The sequence below is a fragment of the Chloroflexota bacterium genome, assembly GCA_018648225.1.
Classification (GTDB): Bacteria; Chloroflexota; Anaerolineae; order Anaerolineales; family UBA11858; genus NIOZ-UU35.
The window spans coordinates 1-24139 of the sequence record JABGRQ010000216.1 but is presented as its reverse complement, the minus strand read 5'-3'; the positions used below and the strand labels follow the sequence as shown (position 1 = coordinate 24139).

At 52.1% G+C, this 24139-nt stretch carries 21 protein-coding genes; 3 read left to right on the top strand and 18 right to left on the bottom strand.

Annotated features, from left to right (window positions below; all coding sequences use genetic code 11):
• Positions 1-823: response regulator (locus tag HN413_18210; GenBank protein MBT3392336.1), on the top strand; the 823-nt coding region annotated here is incomplete at its 5' end.
• Positions 824-879: 56 nt separating this feature from the next.
• On the opposite strand, the gene HN413_18205 is transcribed toward HN413_18210, so the two are convergent.
• The 11 genes from HN413_18205 to crcB form a co-directional block, all read right to left on the bottom strand.
• On the bottom strand, positions 880-2796 hold the full coding sequence (locus HN413_18205) for a hypothetical protein (GenBank protein ID MBT3392335.1): 1917 nt from the start codon (positions 2794-2796) through the stop codon (positions 880-882).
• A gap of 10 nt (positions 2797-2806) precedes the next feature.
• The gene (locus HN413_18200; GenBank protein MBT3392334.1) at positions 2807-3274 is read right to left on the bottom strand and encodes a hypothetical protein; all 468 of its coding nucleotides are present in this window, start codon (positions 3272-3274) and stop codon (positions 2807-2809) included.
• 337 nt (positions 3275-3611) lie between these two features.
• A complete protein-coding gene (locus HN413_18195; GenBank protein MBT3392333.1) occupies positions 3612-4895 on the bottom strand; it encodes a Glu/Leu/Phe/Val dehydrogenase in 1284 nt (427 codons plus the stop codon).
• A 218-nt stretch (positions 4896-5113) separates the two neighbouring features.
• On the bottom strand, positions 5114-6598 hold the full coding sequence (gatB, locus tag HN413_18190) for an Asp-tRNA(Asn)/Glu-tRNA(Gln) amidotransferase subunit GatB (protein ID MBT3392332.1): 1485 nt from the start codon (positions 6596-6598) through the stop codon (positions 5114-5116).
• 26 nt (positions 6599-6624) lie between these two features.
• Positions 6625-7635 carry an NTP transferase domain-containing protein gene (locus tag HN413_18185; GenBank protein MBT3392331.1) on the bottom strand — a complete coding sequence of 337 codons (1011 nt, stop codon included), beginning with the start codon at positions 7633-7635 and terminating at the stop codon, positions 6625-6627.
• 164 nt (positions 7636-7799) lie between these two features.
• Positions 7800-8297: a hypothetical protein gene (locus HN413_18180; protein ID MBT3392330.1), complete on the bottom strand. Its 498-nt coding sequence runs from the start codon at positions 8295-8297 to the stop codon at positions 7800-7802.
• A 301-nt stretch (positions 8298-8598) separates the two neighbouring features.
• Entirely contained in the window at positions 8599-10302 is a 1704-nt protein-coding gene (locus HN413_18175) for a M3 family oligoendopeptidase (protein ID MBT3392329.1), read from the bottom strand.
• A 193-nt stretch (positions 10303-10495) separates the two neighbouring features.
• Positions 10496-11404 (bottom strand): 2-dehydropantoate 2-reductase, encoded by a 909-nt coding sequence (locus HN413_18170; GenBank protein ID MBT3392328.1) that lies wholly within the window; start codon positions 11402-11404, stop codon positions 10496-10498.
• Between the two features lie 89 nt (positions 11405-11493).
• Entirely contained in the window at positions 11494-12477 is a 984-nt protein-coding gene (locus HN413_18165; protein ID MBT3392327.1) for an aldo/keto reductase, read from the bottom strand.
• Positions 12478-12570: 93 nt separating this feature from the next.
• On the bottom strand, positions 12571-13815 hold the full coding sequence (locus tag HN413_18160; protein ID MBT3392326.1) for a DEAD/DEAH box helicase: 1245 nt from the start codon (positions 13813-13815) through the stop codon (positions 12571-12573).
• A gap of 189 nt (positions 13816-14004) precedes the next feature.
• The gene (gene crcB, locus HN413_18155; protein ID MBT3392325.1) at positions 14005-14385 is read right to left on the bottom strand and encodes a fluoride efflux transporter CrcB; all 381 of its coding nucleotides are present in this window, start codon (positions 14383-14385) and stop codon (positions 14005-14007) included.
• A gap of 366 nt (positions 14386-14751) precedes the next feature.
• Here crcB and HN413_18150 point away from each other — a divergent pair, with 366 nt between their 5' ends.
• Positions 14752-16095, top strand: coding sequence for a GNAT family N-acetyltransferase (locus HN413_18150; protein ID MBT3392324.1), 1344 nt, complete (start codon positions 14752-14754; stop codon positions 16093-16095).
• A gap of 196 nt (positions 16096-16291) precedes the next feature.
• On the opposite strand, the gene HN413_18145 is transcribed toward HN413_18150, so the two are convergent.
• From HN413_18145 to HN413_18115, 7 genes are all read right to left on the bottom strand, one after another.
• A complete protein-coding gene (locus tag HN413_18145) occupies positions 16292-17953 on the bottom strand; it encodes a GAF domain-containing protein (GenBank protein ID MBT3392323.1) in 1662 nt (553 codons plus the stop codon).
• Positions 17953-19431: an Asp-tRNA(Asn)/Glu-tRNA(Gln) amidotransferase subunit GatA gene (gene gatA, locus HN413_18140; GenBank protein ID MBT3392322.1), complete on the bottom strand. Its 1479-nt coding sequence runs from the start codon at positions 19429-19431 to the stop codon at positions 17953-17955. Before gatA ends, HN413_18145 begins: the two co-directional genes overlap by 1 nt.
• Positions 19432-19516: 85 nt before the next feature.
• The gene (gene gatC / locus HN413_18135; GenBank protein ID MBT3392321.1) at positions 19517-19807 is read right to left on the bottom strand and encodes an Asp-tRNA(Asn)/Glu-tRNA(Gln) amidotransferase subunit GatC; all 291 of its coding nucleotides are present in this window, start codon (positions 19805-19807) and stop codon (positions 19517-19519) included.
• A 23-nt stretch (positions 19808-19830) separates the two neighbouring features.
• Positions 19831-20754, bottom strand: coding sequence for a hypothetical protein (locus tag HN413_18130; protein ID MBT3392320.1), 924 nt, complete (start codon positions 20752-20754; stop codon positions 19831-19833).
• Between the two features lie 11 nt (positions 20755-20765).
• Positions 20766-21203: a polymer-forming cytoskeletal protein gene (locus tag HN413_18125; protein ID MBT3392319.1), complete on the bottom strand. Its 438-nt coding sequence runs from the start codon at positions 21201-21203 to the stop codon at positions 20766-20768.
• A gap of 133 nt (positions 21204-21336) precedes the next feature.
• Complete coding sequence (locus HN413_18120; GenBank protein ID MBT3392318.1) at positions 21337-22128, bottom strand: enoyl-ACP reductase; 792 nt, start codon at positions 22126-22128, stop codon at positions 21337-21339.
• Positions 22129-22259: 131 nt separating this feature from the next.
• Positions 22260-23189: an NAD-dependent epimerase/dehydratase family protein gene (locus HN413_18115; protein MBT3392317.1), complete on the bottom strand. Its 930-nt coding sequence runs from the start codon at positions 23187-23189 to the stop codon at positions 22260-22262.
• Between the two features lie 561 nt (positions 23190-23750).
• Between HN413_18115 and HN413_18110 the strand changes: the two genes are divergently transcribed.
• Positions 23751-23975, top strand: a complete 225-nt coding sequence (locus HN413_18110) for a hypothetical protein (protein ID MBT3392316.1) — start codon at positions 23751-23753, stop codon at positions 23973-23975.
• The last annotated feature ends 164 nt before the right edge of the window (positions 23976-24139 follow it).

Genomic DNA, 24139 nt, shown 5'->3' with positions numbered 1-24139 from the left:
TTATGAGCCCGGCGATTATATCGTATATGTAGACCCCACACGGCTGCAGCAAGTTTTGATGAATCTGGCTGTTAATGCCCGCGATGCCATGCCCGATGGTGGTACTTTGCGTTTTGAGCTGGATTATCTCCATAATCGCGCGGAGGAACATCCCGTCTCTAGCTATCCCCCTCCTGGGAGCTGGATTCGCTTATCGATCAGTGACACTGGCGCAGGCATTTCCCAGAAAGATATCCCACATATTTTTGAACCCTTCTTTACCACAAAAGATGTTGGCAAGGGTACGGGGCTAGGCCTGGCGCAGGTATATGGGATTGTGAAACAACATGGGGGCTATATTGATGTTACCAGTCAGGCTCAGCACGGCACAACTTTTCACATTTATTTACCGCAAAAAGTCGATACCGTAAAAAAGACCGTTGATGAAACAACCACCCCAATTTTCGATGGTAAAAGAAAAGTTGTTCTATTAGTTGAAGACGATGCCGCCACCCGCTCAGCAGTGCAGGCTATGCTGGAGGCGGGTAACTTTTCTGTGCTGACTGCCTTCAATGGCATTGACGCCACAAAAATATTGGAAGAATCTCATCATACTATTGAGCTAATTATCAGCGACGTGGTTATGCCACAGATGGGGGGAGTTGAGTTATCTGAATATATTGAACAGCATTACCCAAATATGCAAATGGTCTTCATTTCCGGGCATCCGCTGGAGGGAAAATCGCATGATCTGCTCGCTCGCAACGATATCGCCTGGCTGCAAAAACCCTTCTCGGTACAAGAATTTCAGGAGATTCTTCGGGAAAAATTTCCTGAAATTTAAAAACAAGCTGTGAAGCGCCTGGCGCTTCACAGCTTGTTTTTGGGGGCCTGAATCTGCTAAAAAGATAACAACAATCCCAATAAACCAAAGAGCAATTGTAGAGCGAATAATCCCCCCGCCACATAAAGGATAATTCGGCCCACAGAGTGATCGCGCGTTAGGGGAACATCTTCGCCTTCGGCTAAATGACGAATGACTTTAACTGTTTGTTGGATAACCCGCGAGCGATCTTGCCCGCTGCCCAGCACGAAATACCATTGATCGACAGGCGTGGGCAGCACCAGGCGCTCACCCTGAAATTCTTGCAGCCACAAACGCAGCGCCTCCGGAGGCGCCACGCTTAAATGGGCGGGCAAAATTGCTGCCGCCGCGGTGAACGCAGCTTCTGGAGCGCCAGCTTCTGCCGAGAATACTGCCACAGGCAACGCGGGCATGCCGCGCTGCAAGGCGAACTCGATTTGCTGCGAAATATCACTGCTTTCATCGGTCACAATCAAAACCGGGTATTGAGCATGGCGCTCGGCCAGATTTCTCTCGGCCAGGCGCAGATCTTTGCGCAGCACCATCCAGTGATATGTCAGTACTCCCGCGAAGAGCAGTAACAACTCCATCAGTGTCAATACAGTGCGCGCCAAACCATATACAGATTCGCCCAGCAAGGCCTTTAATAACTCAAAAACTAAATTGCCGCCCGTAGCCATTAAACCAATTACACTGGCAAATAACAGAAAATACAAATAGATCTTTCGGATAATGGACCGCCGGGCGCGATCTCCGGCATCATCAGCCTGCGCCGCTTCGTGCAGCACTTGCCGCCAGTTTTGCAGCCACAACGGCGCGCCAACCATCAGCGTAGCCAGGGCTGCTGCAAGACGCTGGCGCGATAATTCGCCAATTACAAAACTATCGAAGGCAGTATCAATGATGAAGGCCAGCAGCATGTGGATACCAATAAAAGCCGCCACCAATCCAAAAAATGAAAGAATATACGTATAGGCGCGACGCAGACTCGCTCGGCGCGGGGCTGCTGGAAGAGTGGCAATATCTGCCTTCAGGGCGCGACCGTAATACAACCACACGCCACCCCAGGCGATCAGATTTGAAAGCGGTGCGCCAATCTCTTGCAAAAATGCGCTCGCGGTATACGCTTCACCAAAAAGCGCCCGGAACAACGTATTGAGCATAAGCCCCAGAGGAATAATCACGCCCCCAACACCGATCAAACTCAGGGTGTAGAGAATGCCCAGGCGCAAGTATGATTGCCGCTCTTCAGGCAGTTCCAGCGAAGCGTGTATCGTCCGCCAGCAGACCACCCATAGCGGAATCCCAATCAGCAAAAGGGTAATGCCATTCACCCAGCGTTCATGCGGACTGCTGCCAATGATCTCGCCAGTTGAAAAAACATATAGCCCAATTGCGATAATGCCGCCTACAACCAATCCCAGGCTATATAAACCCCAAAGATAGCGATACAGCCGACGTGTTTCAGAGAAGGCGCTGCCGGGTGGAGTTTTCTCCCAATTCTGACGAGTGACACGAAAAATATAGCCAGCCACCAACGCATTGACGAGCATAGCTATCAGATTGTCGGCCCAATTCTGTGAGCCGCCAAAAATAGCGCGTTCCACGGGAATATCTATCAGACTCAAGCCAACGCGGTTAATCAACGCCAACCCATTTTGCGCCACAGGGATCAATGTACTCAGCAGCGCGCCATACAAAAACCACGCCCGAACGCGGCTTGAATATTCTTCGCTATCGGTGGCGGCGCTACGTTGGGCAGGAATCCAATGCAACAAGAAAACAGGAATTCCCACAAAAATAAAAGATAATGCGCTGGCTAATTGGGTAGCTGTGCTGCCGATCAGCTCCCTGGAAAAGGTTGTGCGCGCAAGTTGGATGATTCCCCAAATCATTACTTCCAGACTGATAAACGCAATCAGATAACGGTATACACGGCGAACGGTTTGCATAATAAATCTCCTATTCCGTTTCCTGATACCATCCCCAACCCCAATATGGGTAAGGCATGTAGGTGAGTTTCCACGCGCCAGCTTGCAGACTCAGCCAGGCATCATTGCTTTCGTTCCAGGTACTTTCAAAGGGGGCTGTCCCGCCGTGGGTAATTGTCAGGCGCACGACAGCCTCATTCTCTTGAATATCAACGGCTCCAATTTGCAAGCCATTATTATCCAATTCCCAGGCTGCGCTGATAATATCCTGACGAAATTCGGCCAGAGTAGGCTTGTGGTCTTCCGATTGCAAATAGCCGTATGCGCGTTCATAATCTTCTTTATGGAGAGCCAATACGTAATTGCGCACCACCCCTTCTGGCGTATCTTCCGGGCCATATTCCAATTCGCCGCCGCGCAAGAAGAACAGCGCCAGCGAAACAATCACCAAGATAATAATCACCCCTAAAATACCGAGTAGTGCTCGATCTTGCTTCATCTTTGTACTCCTTGTTTAGGAAGTGTTTATGCGCCGGTACTTCGACTATGTCCCGGCCGGCACCAGATGACCAAAAATGGGCCAACCAACGGGAACACGAGCGCGACTAACCCCCAGGCGGTATATGCAAAAAATGATAAGTGCCGCCGCCGCAGATAAAACGCCGCCAACACTGTCATACTGATCATACCGACGAACAAGAACCCATACATTGTGGCTTGAGTAAGCAACATAGCTAAATTGTAGCTGTTTTTTTAAAGTGGTGCAACTGGCTTTTGAGAATATAAAAAGAGCATAGGAAATCCCATGCTCTTTTTTGAAATGCAAAAACCTGTATTTACAACCAGCCCCTCAATTCCATTGCTTTGACAACTTTTTCAATCGCAACCATATAGGCAGCATCACGCATATACACACGCTCGCGCTGAGACATCTCCAAAACGTCGTGGAAGGCCTTGGTCATCTTGTCATCGAGCTTGCTGAGTACTTCGTCGCGGCCCCAGTAGAAGTTCATATCGTTCTGAACACTCTCAAAGTAAGAAACCGTCACACCGCCCGCGTTGCACAAGAAATCGGGGATATTGAAAACGTTCCGATTCTTGAAATACTCATCAGCTTCGGGGGTTGTCGGGCCATTAGCGCCCTCGGCAACAATCTTCACGCGGCTGCTGATATTCTGCACCGTTTCGGCATTCACCTGTCCCTCCAGTGCCGAGGGAATCAGAATATCCGCTTCTTTCGTAATCCAGGCCTGCTCGTCTTCGATCACATAGCCTGAATCGCGGGCTTTATCTTTATCAATCGTGCCGTATACATCGGTAATCGATTGCAAAAACACCGGGTCAATGCCATCTTTGCTGCTGACCGTGTAGGGTTTCTGATCGTCACGATCCCAGTACGAAACACAGGCCACTTGTCCGCCCATCTCATTAAGCCCGATGGCGGCATATTGCGCCACATTGCCGAAGCCCTGAACCGCCGCGATTGCGTTCTGTGGATCCATATTTAAATAATTTAACGCCTCGCGGATCGTGTAAACCACCCCAAAGCCGGTGGCTTCGGTGCGTCCCAGCGAACCGCCGCCGCCAATCGGTTTACCCGTAATTACGCCGGGAGTAAACTGGCCTACCAGTTTCGAGTACTCATCCATCATCCAGCCCATCATACGCGGGTTGGTCCCCACATCCGGAGCAGGGACATCCTGCCGCGGGCCAATATTGCGATAAATTTGCTGAATCCAGCCCCGGCATAGACGCTCTTGCTCATTAATCGATAAAGTAGCTGAATCAACCGCCACCCCACCCTTACCGCCGCCCAGCGGAATATCGGCTACAGCAGTCTTCCAGGTCATCCACATCGCCAACGCCCGCACAGTATCCAGTGTCTCCGATGAATGGAACCGGATGCCTCCCTTAGAAGGACCGCGCACATCGCTGTGCTGCACACGATAACCAAAGAACACCCGGATCGAGCCATCATCCATTTTCACTGGAATCTGAAAACGGAATTCGCGCGACGGCCAGCGCAGCATTTCGGCAGCTTGCGGGTCGAGATTGAGCATCTCGGCAACATGGTCAAACTGAGCCTGCGCCATCTTGAATGCATTAATTTGTTCTGTCATTCTCAATTGTCTCCTGATAGAAGCTTAGGGTGTAGAAATGTTACGCGGGCACCATGCGGTACCCGCGCTTCCTACTCAAAAAATGAATTGTAAGACGAAAACATCCATGTTTTTTGTCTCTCCTGGCAACACCAGTATTCCCCCCAAGAGTAGCAGACGCGCCCCGCAGCGTCAAGTGACTTTCAGGATACGCATTGCGTGAGTAAATTCATACCCACCTAACCATTCAACTGACGGAGCAACTCTTCCCGCACAACCTGTGGATTAGCCTTCCCCTTCATCGAGCGCATCACCTGCCCAAAGAACCAATTGACCAGATTCTCTTTGCCATTGCGAAATTGCTGCACCTCAGCAGGGTGATCTGCCAACAATTGTGCAATTGCTGCCCGTATGGGTTCAGAATCCGAGATTTGGCGCAGGCCACGAACTTCGACAATACTTTCGGCTGACTCGCCGTTCGCAAACATTTCGGCCAGCACGATTTTGGCGGTGCTGCTGTTGATGGTTCCCGCCTCGAGCAGATTCAGCAACCCCGACAGGTTTTGCGGACTCACCCCGGCGCTGCTGAGGCCAACCCCGGCCTGATTCAGCAACCCGAAGAGTTCGCCTGCAATCCAGTTGGCAACTAACTTCGGCGTGATCTTTGCCCCGGCGGCCAGCGCTGTCTCGAAATAATCGGCTACTTCCTGTTCGGCAACCAAAACATCGGCATCATACTCGCTCAGCTGGTACTGCTCGATGAAGCGCGTTCGTTTGGCTTCGGGCAATTCGGGCAAATCGGCACGAATTTGCGCCAGCCACTCTCCTGAGACGGCCAGGGGCGGTAAATCTGGCTCCGGAAAGTAGCGATAATCGTCTTCTTCTTCCTTGCTACGCTGCGACACGGTCACCTGGCGCGCCTCATCCCAGCCCATCGTCTGCTGGATAACGCGCTCTCCCTTGCGGTGCAACTCACTCTGGCGCTCAATCTCGTACAAAGTGGAACGTTCCAGGGCGCGGAAACTATTCAGGTTTTTGATTTCGGTGCGAGTATTGAATTCAGTGCTGCCCGCCTCGCGCACCGAGATATTGGCTTCGAAACGCAGCACGCCCTTCTGCATATCACCCGAATTAACTGCCAGATAGCGGAGCAAATTTCGCAAGGTTTCACCGTAAATTCGCGCTTCCTCGGCGCTGCGCAAATCTGGCTCGGAGACGATTTCTAATAGCGGCACCCCTGCCCGGTTAAGGTCGATCAGGCTGTATCCCTCACCCCTAGCCTCACTCCCAGTGGGAGATGGGTTGGGGTGAGGACTTTCCATATGAGTCAGCTTGCCGGTATCTTCCTCCAGATGCACGCGCCGCACACGGATATCGCGCACCCCCTCGGCTGTGCGAATCCGCAAAGAGCCGTTTTCCGCTAACGGCTCTTTGTACTGCGAAATCTGATAACCCTTCGGCAAATCGGGATAAAAATAATTTTTGCGGGCAAAAATGCTCACCGGGGCTATCTCACAGCCCAACGCCAGCGCCACTCGAATGCCATATTCCACCGCCCGCTGATTGACCACCGGCAACATACCTGGCATCCCGGCGCATACCGGACAAACAGCGCTGTTGGCTTCGGCGATCGTATTATCCACCACCGGGCAAGAACAAAATATCTTCGACTGCGTGGCAATCTCGGCATGAACCTCAAGACCAATGACCGGCTCATACATCATCTCCGTCTCCCATCCCCGATCTTCGGTCATATCTTCACTTCGGAGTTATCACCCACATTCAGGCTATTCACGCCCCCATCTAGCAGGGTATTTTCACCGATCATTGAGTATTCCAGGCTGACACCCAAAACTTGCGTATTTTTCTCAATAATTGTATCGCGCAACACGCTATTGCGCACAGTGCAGCCAGCGCCAATCGACACAAAGGGGCCAATCACCGACGATTCGATAGTAGCATCCGGGTGGATAAATACCGGCGGAATCAACGCCACGCCCTCGCTAAGTTTCACCGATGCCGAATTATCATGCCCATTTTTAAGCATATAGCGGTTGGTCTCCAAAACGGCATCGGCTGTACCCGCATCTAGCCAGACCTGCACGCGCTCGGTGCGCATTTTCGCGCCCCCCTCCAGCATAATATTAATTGCATCAGCGAGGTAATATTCGCCCTTGAGGTGGCGGTCTTGCGCCATCTGTTCTTCGATAGCAGAAATCAGGGCTTCCGAATCTTTGAAGTAGTAAAATCCCACCACGGCCAGGTTATTGGCAACATCTTTGGGTTTTTCGATCAGACGCTTCACCCAGCCATCCTCACCAACTTCTGTCACACCAAAGCGGCGCGGATCAGGCACCGGTTTGACCCAGGCCACCGCGTCGGCTTCCTCCGTCGCAATAAATGCTAAATCGGTCTCAATCAGGGTATCGGCAAATACCATCAGCATTGGCCCACTGAGATACTCTTTTGCCAAATATATCGCGTGCGACTGCCCGCGCATTTCGGCTTGTTCCACATAGCGCACATTATAATCGGGGTGATTCTCTTGCATATGGGTTTCAATTTTATCCCCAAGATAGCCAACAATAAAAATAAACTCTATATTGCCAGAATCATCCAGCGTCGAAAACGTATCCATGACATGCGCCAGCACACTCTTTCCAGCCAGGCTAAGCAATTGCTTCGGGCGGCTCCAAGTATGCGGGCGCAAACGCGACCCAAAACCAGCCATCGGAATAACAACTTTCAATGAATTCGTCATATAGCTTCCTTCTCTTTCTAAATATTGGGGATATATTATACCGTTGAAGCCTATTTGCGCACGCAGAAAAATCCCCTCGAGGCGCATCCAACGCAACAGAGGGGATATTCATTCTGCGAATAATGAGGGTACTCGGAAATCAGGGGGAGGCAACGCCCGAAGGATTAATTCGGTTTCGTGCTGGCATAGATCGCCGCGCCAACCGCACCCAGCGCTGCGGCGAAGACAATCCCGCCCGCGCAGCACACCGAACCACAAACCGCGGCGCTGCCAATTGCGGCTGCATCACCGCCTGCGCCCATGAGCATTTCAGGGGTAATCCCAATATCACGCAAACTGCGCATCACATCCGGGGGAATCTGGCGCATCACTTCAGCCATCGCTGCCGCGCCGCTCCCCGTGGCGGTTTGCACCAGCGAGATGATGAAATTGACCACACCACCGCCTGCCCCAGCTACAGTTGCCGCTAATGCACCTTCCTTGGCGGCAGTGCCCGATTCGCGCGGGGGCAGCATATAAGAAGCCGCCAGCACACCAACGACAATATAGGTAATCCAGCGCAACGGGATGACACAAAAAGCTACAAAGGGGATTATGCCTAATAGATTTAGCACGATCAAAGCCCCGGCGCCAATCAGACCTGCTTTTAGCCAACCCTTCATTTCAACCTCCTCAAGATTAATGCTTCTGATGGATGAAAAACGCTATTTCATTGTAGAAGGGAATAAAATCGCCGTCAAGTGCGAAGCCACGGCTTTCTTAAAGTTTCGCCGTGTTTATTCGAAAATGCTATATGTCACCCTGAGGCGGAGCCGAAGGGTCTAGCGCAGCGTGATTTTCGATGAAGATGGAACTTTTCGCTTCGCTAGATGCTTCGACCTGCGGTCTCAGCATGACCCTTTTTCGACTTTAAGAATGCCGTGAGTGCGAAGCCAGGGCCTTTAGTGTCTTTGCCTAATCTTGCTACCCTTCTAGTTCAAGGATCGTGCGCTCTAGCAAATCCACTGCCGCACCCAGAGTTTGCGCGTCAAAAGCCAGGCGTGCACCTGCTGCGGCGTACAATTCTGAAATCGTGGCTGTACCTCCCAAGGCCAACGCAGAGCGATAGGCCGCCAGCGCTCTAGCCTGATCCCTAAGCGCATTGGCCCATATTTGTACCGCGCCAAGCTGCGAAAGGCCGTATTCGATGTAATAGAAGGGGTAGCGATGGATATGCAGTTTGCGATGCCAGCCGGTCGCCAGCGCATCTTCCAGGCCGCTCCAATCGAGTGAGGGCATAAATCTGGCGTTGAGGGCGCCCCATTGGGTGTCGCACTCTGCCGAGTTGCTGCTCTGCGCCGGGTGTTCATAGACCCAGTGCTGAAAAGACGAAACAATTGCCATATAGGGCCAGAAGAGCAGCGTGTTTTCCAGGTGTTGAACGCGTGCCCGAGCGGCATCAGCCTCGCTGAAATAGCCGCCCTGCGATTTGCTCAGATAGGGCGCGGCCAGAAATTCCATCGCTGTGGAAGCCACTTCATTGAATTCCATATTCGCGCGCCACTGATGATGATAGGGCAAGCGGCTGCGCTCAAATACATGGAAAGCGTGCCCGGCTTCGTGCAGCAACACACGCACATCGGTTTCCAGGCCAACGGCGTTCATGAAGATGAAAGGGCGCGCCTGCGTGGCGAAGGAGGTGCAGAATGCGCCGGGGGATTTGCCAGGGCGATTTTGCAGATCAAGCAGATTCTCGCGGCGCATGGCGGCAAAATATGCCCCCAGTTCAGGGTCTACTTGCTTGAAAACACCTTCAGCAATGGCATCGAAATCTTCGGGCTTCGCATACGCCTGAATGCCGGGAAAGCGCATCGTGGACTGCTCCCGCTCTAAATCCCAGGGGCGCAGCGAATCCAAGCCCAGGCGGGCGCAATGTCGGGCATAGACGCGCTCCGCAGCAGGAACGGCGACTTCGGCAATGGCCTCAAAAAACTCTTTGCTATCCTGAGGGGTATAGTCAAAACGATGCAATTGCTGCCACTGGTAGGCGCGGTAATCAGGCAGATCAGCGTTAGCGGCAATTTGCTGGCGCAGTTCCATGGCCTGCATCCAGAGAGCATTAATCGCAGCGCGGTCTTGTAATTGGCGTTCAGAGGCCATCCGCCACAACTGCTCGCGCACAGCACGGTCAGAGGTGTGCATTTTAGCGGCGGCTTTCTGAAGTGTAAGGCTATCGCCCTGATATTCGATGCTCTGCCCGCCGGTAATTTTGCTGTATATTGAGCCAAGTTTGCGTTCTTCGGTTTGCAGAGGCAGGTTTTCATCGCGGAAAATCTGCGCTTCAGCACGCATCCGCATTAAGGGCACGCGCATGCCTTCGGGTTCGAGTCCGCTTTCGAGGAGTTTTTTCTTGAGTTGCTGATCCGCGGCCTGGAGTTTCGGATAGAGATTCTCCAAAAAGCTGTAATAGCGCTGCTCTGCTTCGGCATCGGTTGTATCCTGAAAACTGGTCAATTGCAAACGGGCGTAGGTTTCATCAACGAGTTTGCGCAATTCCGACCAATCAGCAAGCCAGACCGCGATACAAGCGGAATCAAAAAGGCGGGCGAGCAAACTTTGATAATGAGGTTCCAGATCGGTCCAGGCAGCGGACATGAATTCTGTGATGGTTGGTGGTTTGAAGGTCATCGGAATTCCTTAATAATGGCTTTTTTTTGTGCAATACTGTATTTGTCAGGAGTAGATTGAATAAATCGCTCATTCAATCTGGAATGCGAATGGTGCGGATTTCGCGAATATTTTTCAGAAAACATTCGCTCGATTAGCGATATTCGCGCTCATTCGCGTTTAGAATAGCGAATCCACGTTCTCAGCAGCGATTTTATTGGGCTTCCAAGACACGAATGATTTGCAGCAAGGTTTGATTGACGGGTGTAGGGATGTTGTGCTGCTTGCCCAGATCAACCACCGTTCCGGCGAAAAGTTCGACTTCAGTCTTGCGTCCGGCTTCGATATCTTGCAGCATGGATGTTTTGCCATCCGCGGAGAGCTTATTGAGGAATGGGTGCCACTCGGCAATCGCATCTTCATGCAAGTCAATCCCCAAGTATTCCGCCAGAGTGATGGCTTCGCGCATCAAAGTTTCCATCAGCGTACACGCATCATGATTATCGCGCAGCATTCCGTAGGTGGCGTTCATCACCGCGGAGGCCTGATTAGCGCCGACGTTGACCATAAACTTCCACCACAGGGCGCGCAGCATATCGGTCGGCGTTTCGTGAGGCAAACCCACACGGTCGAGGACGGCTTGTAGAAGGCGCAAACGCGGGCTGATGTCATCATTTTGCGCTTCGCCAATCAACAACTTGCCGGGCGTGGCGTAGGCGGTACTGTTACCCTCCCGAACCGCGTCCATGCCCACGGCTACACAATAGAGCACATGCTCCCAACCATATTGGGCGGCGAGATACTCTTCGCTGACAATGCCATTCATCACTGAGATGATTAACGTCTCCGGACCGATGAAGTTCTTCAATAGGGGAACCGCATCGGGCATGTGATGGTGTTTGAGCGCCACGATGATGAGATCGCTGGGCGCGGCTAGCTCGGGGGTGGTGACGGGGAGATCGTAGCGCGTGCCATTGACGATGATGCCAGCCCGTCGCAAACGCGTGGCGCGCTCGCCATTGGCGGCCAGTTCAACATCAAAACCGGCAGCGTGAAATTTTGTGGCGTACAACATGCCCAAAGCCCCCGCGCCTAAGATGGTGACTCGTTGAATTTCTGACATGGTATGAAACAACCACAAAGACGCGGAGTTCACGAAGATTTCTCAGTGAATACACAGAGAATTTCTGTGTCTCTGTGGTGAAATTTAAATTACTGATGACCCGAAACCGGGTGCGGTTGGTAACGCTCTTCTAAAAAGTGGATTTCCTCCTCACTGAGGGAAATCTCCACCGCAGCAATCGCTTCGTCGAGATGCTTCATTTTACTTGCCCCTACGATCGGGGCAGTAACCCCTTCTTTGTGTAGCAACCACGCCAGAGCAAGTTGCGCCGGGCTGTGGCCGCGGCGGGCAGCTAACTCTCGCAGGCGTTCGATCACATCAAAATCTGCCTGATCAAATCCGTACAAATTATCACCCACCGTATCAGTTTTAGCGCGCAGGGTCTGTGGCCCGGCCTTGAGTTCACGGTTTCCCGCTAAAAGGCCGCGCGCGAGTGGACTCCACGGGATGATGCCAATGCCCTGATCGCGACACAAGGGCATCATTTCGCGCTCTTCTTCACGATAAATCAGATTATAGTGGTTTTGCATGGAGACAAAACGCGTCCAGCCGCGCAGATCGGCCAGGTAGAGCGATTTACTGAATTGCCAGCCGTGCATACTCGATGCCCCGATATAGCGCACCTTACCCGCCCGCACCAGATCATGCAGGGCTTCAAGAGTCTCATCAATAGGGGTAGTGTAATCCCAGCGATGAATCTGGTATAGGTCAATATAATCGGTGTTCAGACGGCGCAGCGAATCTTCAACTGCCTGCATAATATGAACACGCGAAAGGCCGCCCTGGTTGGGTTTGTCGCCAGTAGGGAAATATACTTTCGTAGCAATCACAATTTCGTCGCGGCGGGCGAACTCGGCTAACATTTTTCCGGTGATTTCTTCGCTACCCCCAGCGGAGTACATATTGGCGGTGTCGAAAAAATTGATTCCGGCCTCGATGGCGCGGCGCACAAAGGGGCGGCCTTCATCACCGGGCAGCACCCACTCGCGCCAGTTGGGGTCGCCGTAGGTCATCATGCCCAGGCAGAGGCGCGAGACTTTCAATCCACTGCGGCCTAAGTTGGTATATTGCATTGGGGTTACCTCCGGGGAATAAAAACCTCCGAGATTTGGCTTCTTCGCTTGGCTTGAAGTGCTTCGCGAAAATCTCGGAGGTTTGGTCAGGCTTTATTTCCGCGCTGGTCTACGAGATTTTGAGCGATAGTTGCGTTTATTATTGCCGCCTCGATGTCTGGAGTGGCGATTCTTGGATGTGTCCGCTTGCGTTGAGAGCTGAAAGTCGGGCTTAAAACTACCGTAATCAAATTCGGGCAAAACGCGCTTTTCGATGGGAGCTTTGAGTACTTTCTCGATCGCGCGTACCATAGCTACATCTTCAGGCGTAGAAAAGGTAAAAGCCTCGCCGCTAAGTTCAGCGCGCCCGGTGCGGCCAATGCGATGCGTATACGCGTCGGCGGTGTCGGGCATGTCGTAGTTAATCACATGGGAAATGTCTTCTACATCGATACCGCGGGCGGCCACATCGGTTGCGACCAGCAAATCAAATTTTCCGGAGCGGAAACCATCCAGGGCCAGTTGGCGCTGATTCTGCGACATATTCCCCTGCAACGCCGCGGCGCGGTACTTTTCTTTTTTTAAGTCATTGGCTAGAAATCGTGCCCGTCGTTTCGTGCGCGTGAAAATCAGCACTCGTCCTGAAGCAGTGCGCTGCAACAAGGCCAACAAGAGTTCCTTTTTCTTCGTTTGTGCTATGGGATACAAGGCATGGGAAACGGTCTTCGCCGGGGCAATAATGCCAATTTGAACCGTCTCAGGATTTTTTAGAATCGTATCAGCAAGTTTGCGAGCATCATGCGGCATGGTGGCTGAGAAAAAGAGCGTTTGGCGTTTGGTGGGCAGCAATTTGATAATGCGGCGGATGTCGGGCAGAAAGCCCATATCACACAGCCGGTCGGCTTCATCGAGTACAAGAATTTCTACGTTTCGCAGGTTGATATTGCCTTCATTGGCAATATCGAGCAAACGGCCTGGCGTAGCGACAACAATCTCAACGCCACGGCGTAGAGTTTCCACCTGACGGGTTTTGCTCACACCGCCGTAAATCGTCATGCTGCGGGTCTGAGTCTGTTTGCCGAAATCTTTCATAACTTGATGGATTTGCTCCGCCAACTCGCGGGTGGGTGCCACAATCAGGGCGCGGATTTTCCCCCGAGGGCCGCGCGTCAGATGCTGTAAAATGGGGAGCGCAAAGGCAGCCGTCTTGCCAGTACCAGTTTGGGCAATGCCAATCAGGTCACGTCCATTTAGCACCAGCGGAATAGCCTGCTGCTGAATCGGTGTAGGGGTGTCATACCCCGCTTTTTTTATGCCACCTTGAATACGGGCATCAAGAGAAAACTGTTCAAAATTCATAAGAATAGGTCCACTACGATCAGTGGATACAAAATTTCAGCCGACGTTCTCGATACACAATCGGGAAAAACTAATATCCAACACTTTATTGAGAAAATATGTGGGTCAAGTGCATTTTGTTCAAAATAATGCTGACCAGCATAATCTTATTGACAAAAAACAGCACTCCAAAGAACGAGAAAAGCTACGCTAGAATAAACGCGAAAGTTGTATCCCGCCGAAAACGGCCAGCAGACCTAAGAAAATCTGCAAACCGAGATTGGTCAACGCTGATGAGGTCTGTCCATTCTGGAACAAGCCCATCGTTTCGTAGCTGAACGTCGAAAACGTAGTAAACGCGCCCAGAATGCCAGTAAACACAAAGGCACGCGCGGTAGTCGAGAATACATCCCGCGCATCAGCAAAACCTGCCAAAAAACCGATCAATAAACAACCCACAATATTTACAACGAAAGTACCGTAGTGTGTTTGTGTAGTTATGCGCCCCACCGCACCGCTAGCGGCATATCGCAATGTGGCACCAATAAAACCGCCCAAACCAACAAATATTATTTTCGTGAGCAATGTCATCTCCCATGCAGGCCTGCAGCCATGAAATTCAACAGGCGATTGTACCACGATTGAGGCACAGGGTTTTTCGCATTCCTTGACCAGCCAAAAAACTTGCGATACACTTCCCGGGCTGTTTGGACACGGAGGCATCCTTATGCACTCGACAACCGAAGAGAACTGCTCAATTGCCGCTCTTGGCGACAGTTTTTTTACGCGTTGCTGGTTTGCACCTCCGAACTAAGACAATTTGAAGATCATTGATTGACAATTTTTAGACCACGGTGCATCTGGCGCAGTGGTTTTTTTGTTTTTCGGTTGAAAGTTGAACGTTCAATTTGTAACCTGCAACTTTCAACCTTCAACCTAAAATAAATGAGATTGACTATGACTACACTACCAATAAATTTAGATGACGGCCTGCTCCTCCGCTGGGCTACGCCAGATGATAACGAACAACTCATCGAACTGGCTTTTCACGCCATTGATGAAGACGAAGAAGAATACCCCTTCGTGAAGATTTTTATGCAAGATTGGGCAGACGGTAAATTTCCCCTGCTGCGCCACGCGGATATGACCGTTGTAGAGGATACCAGCACCGGAAAGATTGTCTCCTCGATGTGCCTGTTCTCGGAAACCTGGCGTTATGCGGATACACCCATCAAGGTGGGACGTCCCGAAGTGGTGATGACGCACGAAGATTATCGCCGCAAGGGGTTGATTCGCCAACAATTTGAGGTGATTCACGCCCTGAGCGCGGCGCGCGGCGAGTTGATGCAGGTCATCACCGGGATTCCATCGCTATATCGAAAATTTGGCTACGAGCTTGCGCTGCAACTCGGCGGCGGATACCGCATTTACCCGCCCAGCTTCCCCCGCCTGAGCGATGATGTCACCGACGATTATCGTCTGCGCACACCCGCCTCACAGGCCGACCGCGCTTTTGTGCGCCAACTGCACGAAGTCAACACGCGCCAAATGCTCTTTTCGATGGACGCCAACGATGAAACCTGGCAATACGAATTCGACGGTTACACCGACGGCTCCGACGGTAAATTTCACTGGCTGCTGATCGAAGACCAGCACGGCGAAGCGCTGGGCTATGTACATCATCAGCACGTTTTCTGGGGGCCGGTGATGAATATCAACTTTTTGGCGCTCAAGCCGGGGGTGGGCTATCTCAATTTGCTGCCGCATTTACTGCACGGGCTGTGGAAAATTGCTCAACACAAAGTTGTGGATGACAGTTTTGAGCATCCTGCCGAAGAAATCCGCGGGCTGTATTTACGTTTGGGGCGCGAGCATCCCATCTACGATGCGATTGGGTGCGATGTGATGCAGGCCGCACCGCCCTATGCCTGGTTTACGCGCATCCCCGATGAGACCGCGTTTTTACAGGCCATCCAACCGGCGCTGGAAAAACATCTCGCCGCGTCTGCGGAGGCAGGATTCACCGGCGAGTTAAAGCTCAACTTCTACGGCCGCGGCACCCAGCTCCAATTCCAGGCCGGGGCGCTCACCATCACCCCGTGGCAGCCCGCCGACGGGTCCGACGGCCATGCTCATTTTCCGGCCAACGCCTTCTGGTCGGTCATCTGCGGGCAAAAATCGGCTGCTCAACTGCACGACGAAATCCCCGACTGCTGGATGAGCCGCACCGCCCGCGCCCTGCTGGGCTATCTCTTCCCGCCCTTCAACGGGCAGGTGTGGGTTTTCGGTGGTGGCGCATGAGCGACAAGATTGCTCAGACCAATCGCGCCGCCGTGGTTTAATTCGTTTTGGCGATTAAAAGAATAACCTTGTTATGCCCCGCACGCGGTTATGGATTACAGTTTTACCTACGTGTTTTCGCCACGGAGACAACAGAGAACGTGCATGTTTTTAGGCGATCCTCAAAACTCTCTGTGGCGAATTAGTAGTGACACAATCAATACCTGGGCTGCGGTTTAATTTTGTCTTGCATGTAGGCTGTAATCAATGCGTCGACATATTTCTCGTCCAGGTGCTCCCCAGTTATACTCCGCAGAATATCCAACGCCGTTTCAATGTCTATCCCTGGACGATACGGACGATCCGATGTGATCGCATCAAAAACATCGGCAACCGCCACGATACGCGCAATCGGCGAAATCTGGTCTCCGCTCAACCCCAACGGGTAGCCTTTTCCGTCGAGACGCTCGTGATGCTGAGCCAACGCGGGAAGTTCATCACTGAGCAAACTCACGCCCCGGATGATATTCGCCCCAATTGCCGGGTGTTTTTTGATCTCGTCATACTCTTCAACAGTCAGGCGGCCCGGTTTGGTCAGAATAGTATCGGGCACACCAATTTTACCAATATCATGCAGCAACGCCCCAATCCGAATGCTGTGCCGCATTTCAGGCGGCAAATTTAATTGCTCGGCGATTGCCACACTGAAATCACTCACGCGTTGCGAGTGGCCTTCGGTGTAGGGGTCTTTGGCGTCAATCGAGGCAACCAAGGCCGTAATTGTGTTTAAAAAGAGTTCATCAGCGTCATTATAGAGATTTGCAATATGTAACACGCTGGCAGCTTGTTCTGCTAATGTGCCCAGCAACTGCACATCGTTTGCATCAAAATGACCATCGCGTTTATTAATCGCCTCTACGCCGCCAATAATGCAAGATTGCGTGGCGCCGCGCTCGCGCCCCAATACTACCGTTGGCACTCGCAATGGAACTGCCAACAACGATTTTGTGGTCATCCCGCTGATTTCATCAATGCCAGGGTAATGACGCGCATCGGCTTTTACATCATCCACACAAGCCACTATACCAGTGCGCACAACGTCGCCAATAATACCCAATTCGGCCGGCATCCGCAGCGGCGGTAGATTCGTCTGATGCATATCGCGTGATAGATTGAGAATTAGTTCATGTTGCTGATCATCAAGCAAGAATAGCGAACTGGCTTCAGCATTGAGCAAATCGCGCGCCTGGGCAATAATGACCTGCAAAATTTGGTCCCGGTCGAGTGTGGAACTAATTTTGGCGATGAGTTCAATCAACGCTTGCAACCGCTGACTATGTTGCTGTGTATTGCGCAGCAATTTGTCTTTCTCATATTCGGAGGCCATACGATTGCCCAAGAGCTGCATGAGTTGAATAGGTTTCTGAGAAAAATTGAATACCTGAACCGCACCCACCGGTTCGCCGCGCAACATCAGCGGAAAAGCAATCGTGTTCGTAAGTAAAGTGTCCCCGTCATCAACCGGGCCATACCAGCGCGCATCTGCGGCCAAATCGTTCACCACGATCGCCTCACTTTGCTGAACGGCGGCACCGATGATGCCCTCCGAAGCCCCTATACGCTGGCCAACCAATTTGCCACCAGCGCCAGCGCCGCGCACAACCTGAAAAACCAGTTCATTCGTATGAGTATCGAACAAATACATCGTCCCCGTGTTGCTCCCGCTCACCATCAGAATTAAATCAAGCATTTCACACAATAAATCATCCAACTCAGTGGTGCTGGCAATCTGATTGGCGCGTGCCAAAATGCGATAGAGTCTCGAGGTCTCATCCGCGGCTTGCAAGGGTCCAGTCAGACGGCTGCTATCTAGCGTCATTAATCTGTCACCCCAATCCCAGGGTTAGCCTTGTGCCAGTCGCTAACCGACTGAAAAAGATGTGCGGCGTTCAATAATCGCTGCTCCTGAAAATGCGGGCCAAGCAACTGCATTCCAATGGGTAAATTTTCATGATCCAGGCCGACGGGGAAGGCTACCCCCGGTATTCCGGCCAGATTTGCCGGGAGCGTAAAAATATCTTCCAGATACATCGCCAACGGATCGCCGCTATGCGCGCCGATCTTAAAAGCCGTGGTTGGGGCTACTGGCGCGGCGATCATATCCACCTGTTTAAAGGCGCGCTCAAAATCTTGCCTTATCAGCGCCCGCACTTTCTGCGCTTTGCCATAATACGCATCCTGATAGCCCGCCGAAAGCGCATACGTCCCCAACATGATGCGCCGCTTGGTCTCGCGCCCAAACAACGCTCCGCGCGTGGCCGTGTAAATATGATGCAAGTCATCGGCATCCACACGCGGCCCGTAGCGCAGGCCGTCGTAACGCGCCAGATTGGCTGAAGCCTCTGCCGGAGCGATCAGATAATAAACTGGCACGGCATATTGCGTATGTGGTAGTTTCACAGGGATAATTTCTGCGCCCATAGAATGATAAGCCTGGATAGCAGCCCGCACAGCCGATTCCACTTCGGGCTGGATTCCGCCGCCAAAATATTCATCGGGGACGCCCACGCGCAACCCGGCGGTGTCCCAGCTATCATCGATGGTGATCTGCCCCTGAGGGGCGTTCCCGCTAGTCGCATCGCGCGGATCACGTCCCTGCATTATATTGAACACCAACGTTAGATCGGCCACATCGCGCGTCAGCACACCCACCGAATCCAGCGACGAGCCATAGGCAAATAAGCCATAGCGCGAAACGCGCCCATAGGTCGGCTTGATGCCCGTTACGCCGCAAAACGAAGCCGGTTGGCGCACGCTGCCGCCAGTATCCGTTCCCAGCGCCGCCGGAGCCATGCGCGCCGCTACAGCCGCCGCGCTGCCCCCACTGGAGCCACCGGGAACACGTTCCAGATTCCAGGGGTTGTGCGTCACCCCATAGGCGGAATTCTCCGTAGATGATCCCATCGCAAATTCATCGGTATTGGTTTTGCCCAAAATAATCGCCCCAGCAGCCCGCAGTCGCGCCACTACGGTAGCATCATAGGGTGGCTGGAACGTCTCCAGGATTTTCGAGCCAGCCGTGCAGGGCATCCCCGCCACAGCGAGCACATCCTTGACGGCTAAAGGCACCCCCAACAGGGACGGGATCGCCTCCCCGCGGCGAGAGAGCTCCGCCCGCTGCTGATCTGCAGCATCGGCCTGGATCAGTGCATCTTCCAGCCGCAGAGTGAGAAAAGCGTGCAGACGCGGCTCCAACTGCTGAATGCGCTCTACATAAGCCTGCACCAATTCACGCGCCGAAAAATCGCCGTTCGTAAGACCAGTAATGATTTCAGATATTGTAAGATTTGTTAACATATTCTATGATGGGTTGAAAGTTTAAAATTGAAGGTTACAGGTTGCGAGCAGGAAAACAAAACCTCCAACTTGCAACCTGTAACTTTCAACGATCAAGTACTGGCGGCACACGGAACTGGCGTGCATCCGCATCCGGAGCGTTAGAGAGCAGCGCATCGATTCCCAGCCCGGGGTGGGGTTCATCGGTTCGCAATTGGCTATCATCGGTCTGAAGATACGCCATCGCATCCACAGCCTCGGTATCCACTTGCTGGAGTTGTTCGAAATAATCCAGAATCGCCGAAAGCTGTTGCGCGTAGCGCTCCCGCTCGGCCTCCGTCAAATCCAGACGGGCGAGTTGGGCAATATGTTCAACTTGATTTTTCGTTAGAGACATAGGTCAAATTATACAATGGATTTTCACCACTCTTGTGCATACCAGCGTAAATAGGTCTCCAGGTGCGCCGCCCAGTAGTTCTCATCGTGCACCCCCTGAAATTGATGCCACTCATGGGGGATATTTTCATCCGTCAAAATCTCACCCAGTTGGAGGGTGTACTGTCGCCAGCGATCATCCGCGCCGGTATCGAGATATATCCGCGGCAGTTGTGCTTCAGGGATCGCACGCAGCCATTCACGCAAGCGCTGTTCGCTGTCATTCACAAACCCTGGCGCGCTGTGCGCGCCAATTACGCCAAAGTGTTCATACTGTGAGATTCCCAGGTAAATAGCCCAATTTCCGCCGCGCGAAAGACCGCCAATGGCGCGGTATGTCCGTTCTGAACGTACACGATACTCACGTTCAATATGGGGAATCAGTGCGTTGAGCAACGCCTCGCCATAGGTATTATCTGTCGGTGGGGTGTAGTGGTCTTGCTCTGCGGGGAAAATCATCACCACTGGCGGAATAATCCCCTCCGCAAGGAGCCGGTCGGCAGTTTCCGCGGCCCCCAGGCGCAGCCATTGGTCTTCGGTATAAGTCTGGCCGTGCAACCAATACAACGCCGGGTACTGGCGCTGCAAATACTCAGCGTAGCAGGGCGGCAAATATACGCGATACTTCAATGGCTCCAGAAGCAAATCGGTTGCTAGCTCACCGCTTTCAACGCGGCCGGTTGTTTGGCTGCAAATCTCTGGTGTGGGGGTGGGGGTTGGTGAAGGGATGAGAACTTCACCCCTCTCCCCCGAATCGAGGAAGAGGCTGGGCGAGGGGGTCGGGGACAGAATCGCCCTTGGGGTTGAATCCAAGCCCGGTGAGGGAGCTTCAACCGCGCCCCCCGCGTGATTCATTCCCCCGGAGCAGGCTGCCAGCCCCAGGAGGAGTATCCCCCCAATGATGAGCATCCGTCTATATTTCAATCTTCTGTAGCAGGGGGTTGTGGTTCTTCAATCGGTATTTCAATGGGCAAGCCCAGGTCTACTTGATCTTCCATCGTGATCTGCCCGCGCAAGAAAGCGCCCTCTTCAGTAGAAAATGCCGCTGTGACTACATCACCCCACACGCGGCCTGTCTTGCGAATTTCAACTTTTTCGGCAGTAATATCGCCGCGCAAGGCACCCGCCACAATCACAACATGCGCCCGCACATGCTCACAAGTTACACGTCCGTTTTCACCAACCACGAGCATACCGCGCAGGGAAATCTCGCCATCAAAAGTACCCTCGACGCGTACGCCACCGCTGCCGCTGATGGCACCCTTCCAGGTAATACCAGATCCCAAAACCGATGTAACGCGCGTCACCGGTGATGGCAGGCTGGCGCTTTCAGTAATATCATCTTTTCGCTTGAACATGGCCTGAGTTTACCATAGCGCGGCCTCCAGCCGCAATAAAAAAATTACACAACGCCGCGAGAAAAATGAGGACGCAAAGAAAAATACATCAGGAATTTTGCGCCTTCGCATCTCTGCGTCCTTGCGATAATCGCTATTCGGTTTTTTCGCGGGCGGTAGGAATCCCTAAAATACTATACCCTGAATCGACGTAGATAACCTGCCCTGTGGTTTTCGCGCCCAGTTCAGAGCAAAGGTATACGGCGGTATTACCCACATCTTCAATGCCAATTTCTTGTGGTAGGGGCGCAAATTCAGTGAACTGCCGATACATGGTCTTGAAGCCCGAAACCCCCGCCGCGGCCAGTGTGCGGATGGGGCCAGCCGAGATCGCGTTTACGCGCACATTTTGCGGGCCGAAATCATAGGCCAGGTAGCGCGTAGACGCCTCCAACGCGGCTTTGGCGACGCCCATGACATTATAATTAGGGGCCACTTTTTCGCTGCCGTAGTACGTCAGAGTCAGCAACGAACCGCCGGGGCGCAACATCGGCTGAAAAGCACGCGCCAACCCGGTGAAAGAATATACACTAATGTCCATCGCCAGGTGGAAACCGGCGCGGCTAGTATTGTAATATGCGCCTTGCAATTCATCGCGGTTGGCAAAGCCAATCGAGTGTACCAAAATATCAATTTCACCAAAATGCGCTTTGGCTTTTTGGGCTACCCGATCAATTGCGGCATCGTCGGCAACATCACAAGGTTCCACAAAAGAGACGCCCAACGACTCGGCCAGGGGCTGTACGCGGCGCTCCAACGCTTCTCCAGCGTAACTGAAACCCAACTCCGCGCCATGCTGGTGAAAAGCCTGGGCGATTCCCCAGGCAATTGAACGTTTATTCGCCATACCAAAAATCAGGGCTTTTTTGCCTTCTAGTAATTTCATCGAATCCTCCAATAAATAGATTGCGGTAGCTGCTTGGGCAAAAGCCCTTGCAGTGATATTTCCGAGAACAGGGTACGCGTATATAACCCCTAACTATGCTATAAAGTGACGCTTTGATGGCGATAAGCTGATTACGGAATTGAAAAACGAGTATCCTGTCGGATGGTCAACTGAAGACCTTCTTCCAGCATAGTGCGTGGCGAATAGCCTAATTTCTCGCCTGCCAATGATAAATCGGCGCACATGCGGTCTATCCCGGAGCTGGCGCGTGGATTATAGATAATCTCCGCCGAACTGCCAGTAATTTCCACGATCATGCGCGCTAAATCGCGCACAGTGGTTTCGGTGCCGCTGCCTACGTTGATCACTTCCCCGTCAATCGAAGGCGCGGTAGCCGCAGCAACCATCGCCCGAACAACATCATCGACATACACGTAGTCGCGGGTTTGTTCGCCACTGCTATGAATGATGATGCTCCCGTTTCGGACAGACTGTTTAATAAAATTTGGTATCACTGGCGGATGGGACGGAGGCAGATTTTGCCCGGGGCCATAGGCGTTGAATACGCGCAAGCTCACCGTTTCAATGCCCCAAAGTTCTCCAATCGTACGCACATATGTCTCAGATGAAAGCTTGCTGACCGCATAGGGCGAATCGGGAAAAGGTCTGACGGTTTCCTTGAGCGGCTGCCGCGCCTGTTTGCCATAAATAGCTCCTGACGAGATGAAAACCACCCGTCGCACACCAACATCGCGCATGGCCTCCATCAAACTGACTGTTCCCCCCACGTTCACTGTATTATATTCACGGGGGTAGAGAATCGATTCGGGGACGGAAACCCGCGCTGCAAGATGATAGACACAATCAACATTTTGTAATAATGTCCAGAGCTTGGGGCGATCACTGACATCGCCGCGTGTAAAGTGGACGCTTTTATCAATTGCCTGTGGATCGCCCGTTGAAAGATCATCCAGGCCGCGCACCTGATGTCCATCACGGACCAGGCTGTTGGCCAGGGAGGCACCTAAGAATCCGGCTGCGCCGGTGATTAGAAAATTCATTCAATGTCCTCAGATCGTTGAGAAAACATCTGCATCTACAGACTTCACTGCAAAAAACGCCCGAAGGGAGGTTCCGCCGGAATATATGGAAGTAGTAGCTTCGCTACTACTTCCATATATTCCGGCAGGCTTCTCGCTTAATAGCTTTTTGCAGCAGAGCCATTGACTAGAACATACGTTCTGTTATAATCAGCACATAAGAAGGCGCTCCAAACCGATTCAATAGCTGGAGCGCCTGAGGCCCTATCCACATTTATAGGTGGTGGACAGGATATGTTTATTATACCAAAGGGAATCTCAGATTATCCAACGCTTTTAATATGCCTGTTTTTTCTCACCGGCATTGCAGCATACACTCAATTTGTGCGAGGGTATGCTCTTTTGGCAGTTGTTAAAATTATTTCTGCCTAAAGGATATTGCATCAGGAGCTAACTTAATTGGTTAGCTCCTTTTTTTTGCCGTCGGATCAGGCTGCCAATAAAATACGGTGGAAAAATGAGAAATTCTCGTATGGAAAATATGCTCCTGCACGCTACCACACCATAAAAGGAGTTATTCCAATGACGAAAGTGATTATTATCCAAGGTGGCAGTCTGGACTCTTATTACGAGCAGACGCTGAATTATTTGCATCAAAAGTATCATACCTATCCATCGAATTTACTGGATTTACATGTCGATCCAGATGTGATGGCAGAGGTAGGTATGTACGAGCGCCTGGCACGTGACACTGCTGCTGAAGCGCCAATCGATACCAGCTTGCCGCCGGGAAAAATTGTATTATAAGCTAACAAAAACTCAGAATTCCAATCCAAGACTGGACGAAAAGCAAGATGCTTCGTCCAGTCTTGGATTCAGCGAATATTTGTGGCTCCACTAGAAAAAATCTACAAAAATCTATATTGTCCATCCGCGCAGGTTTTGATAGATTCTAGTAGCTCTATACCAAA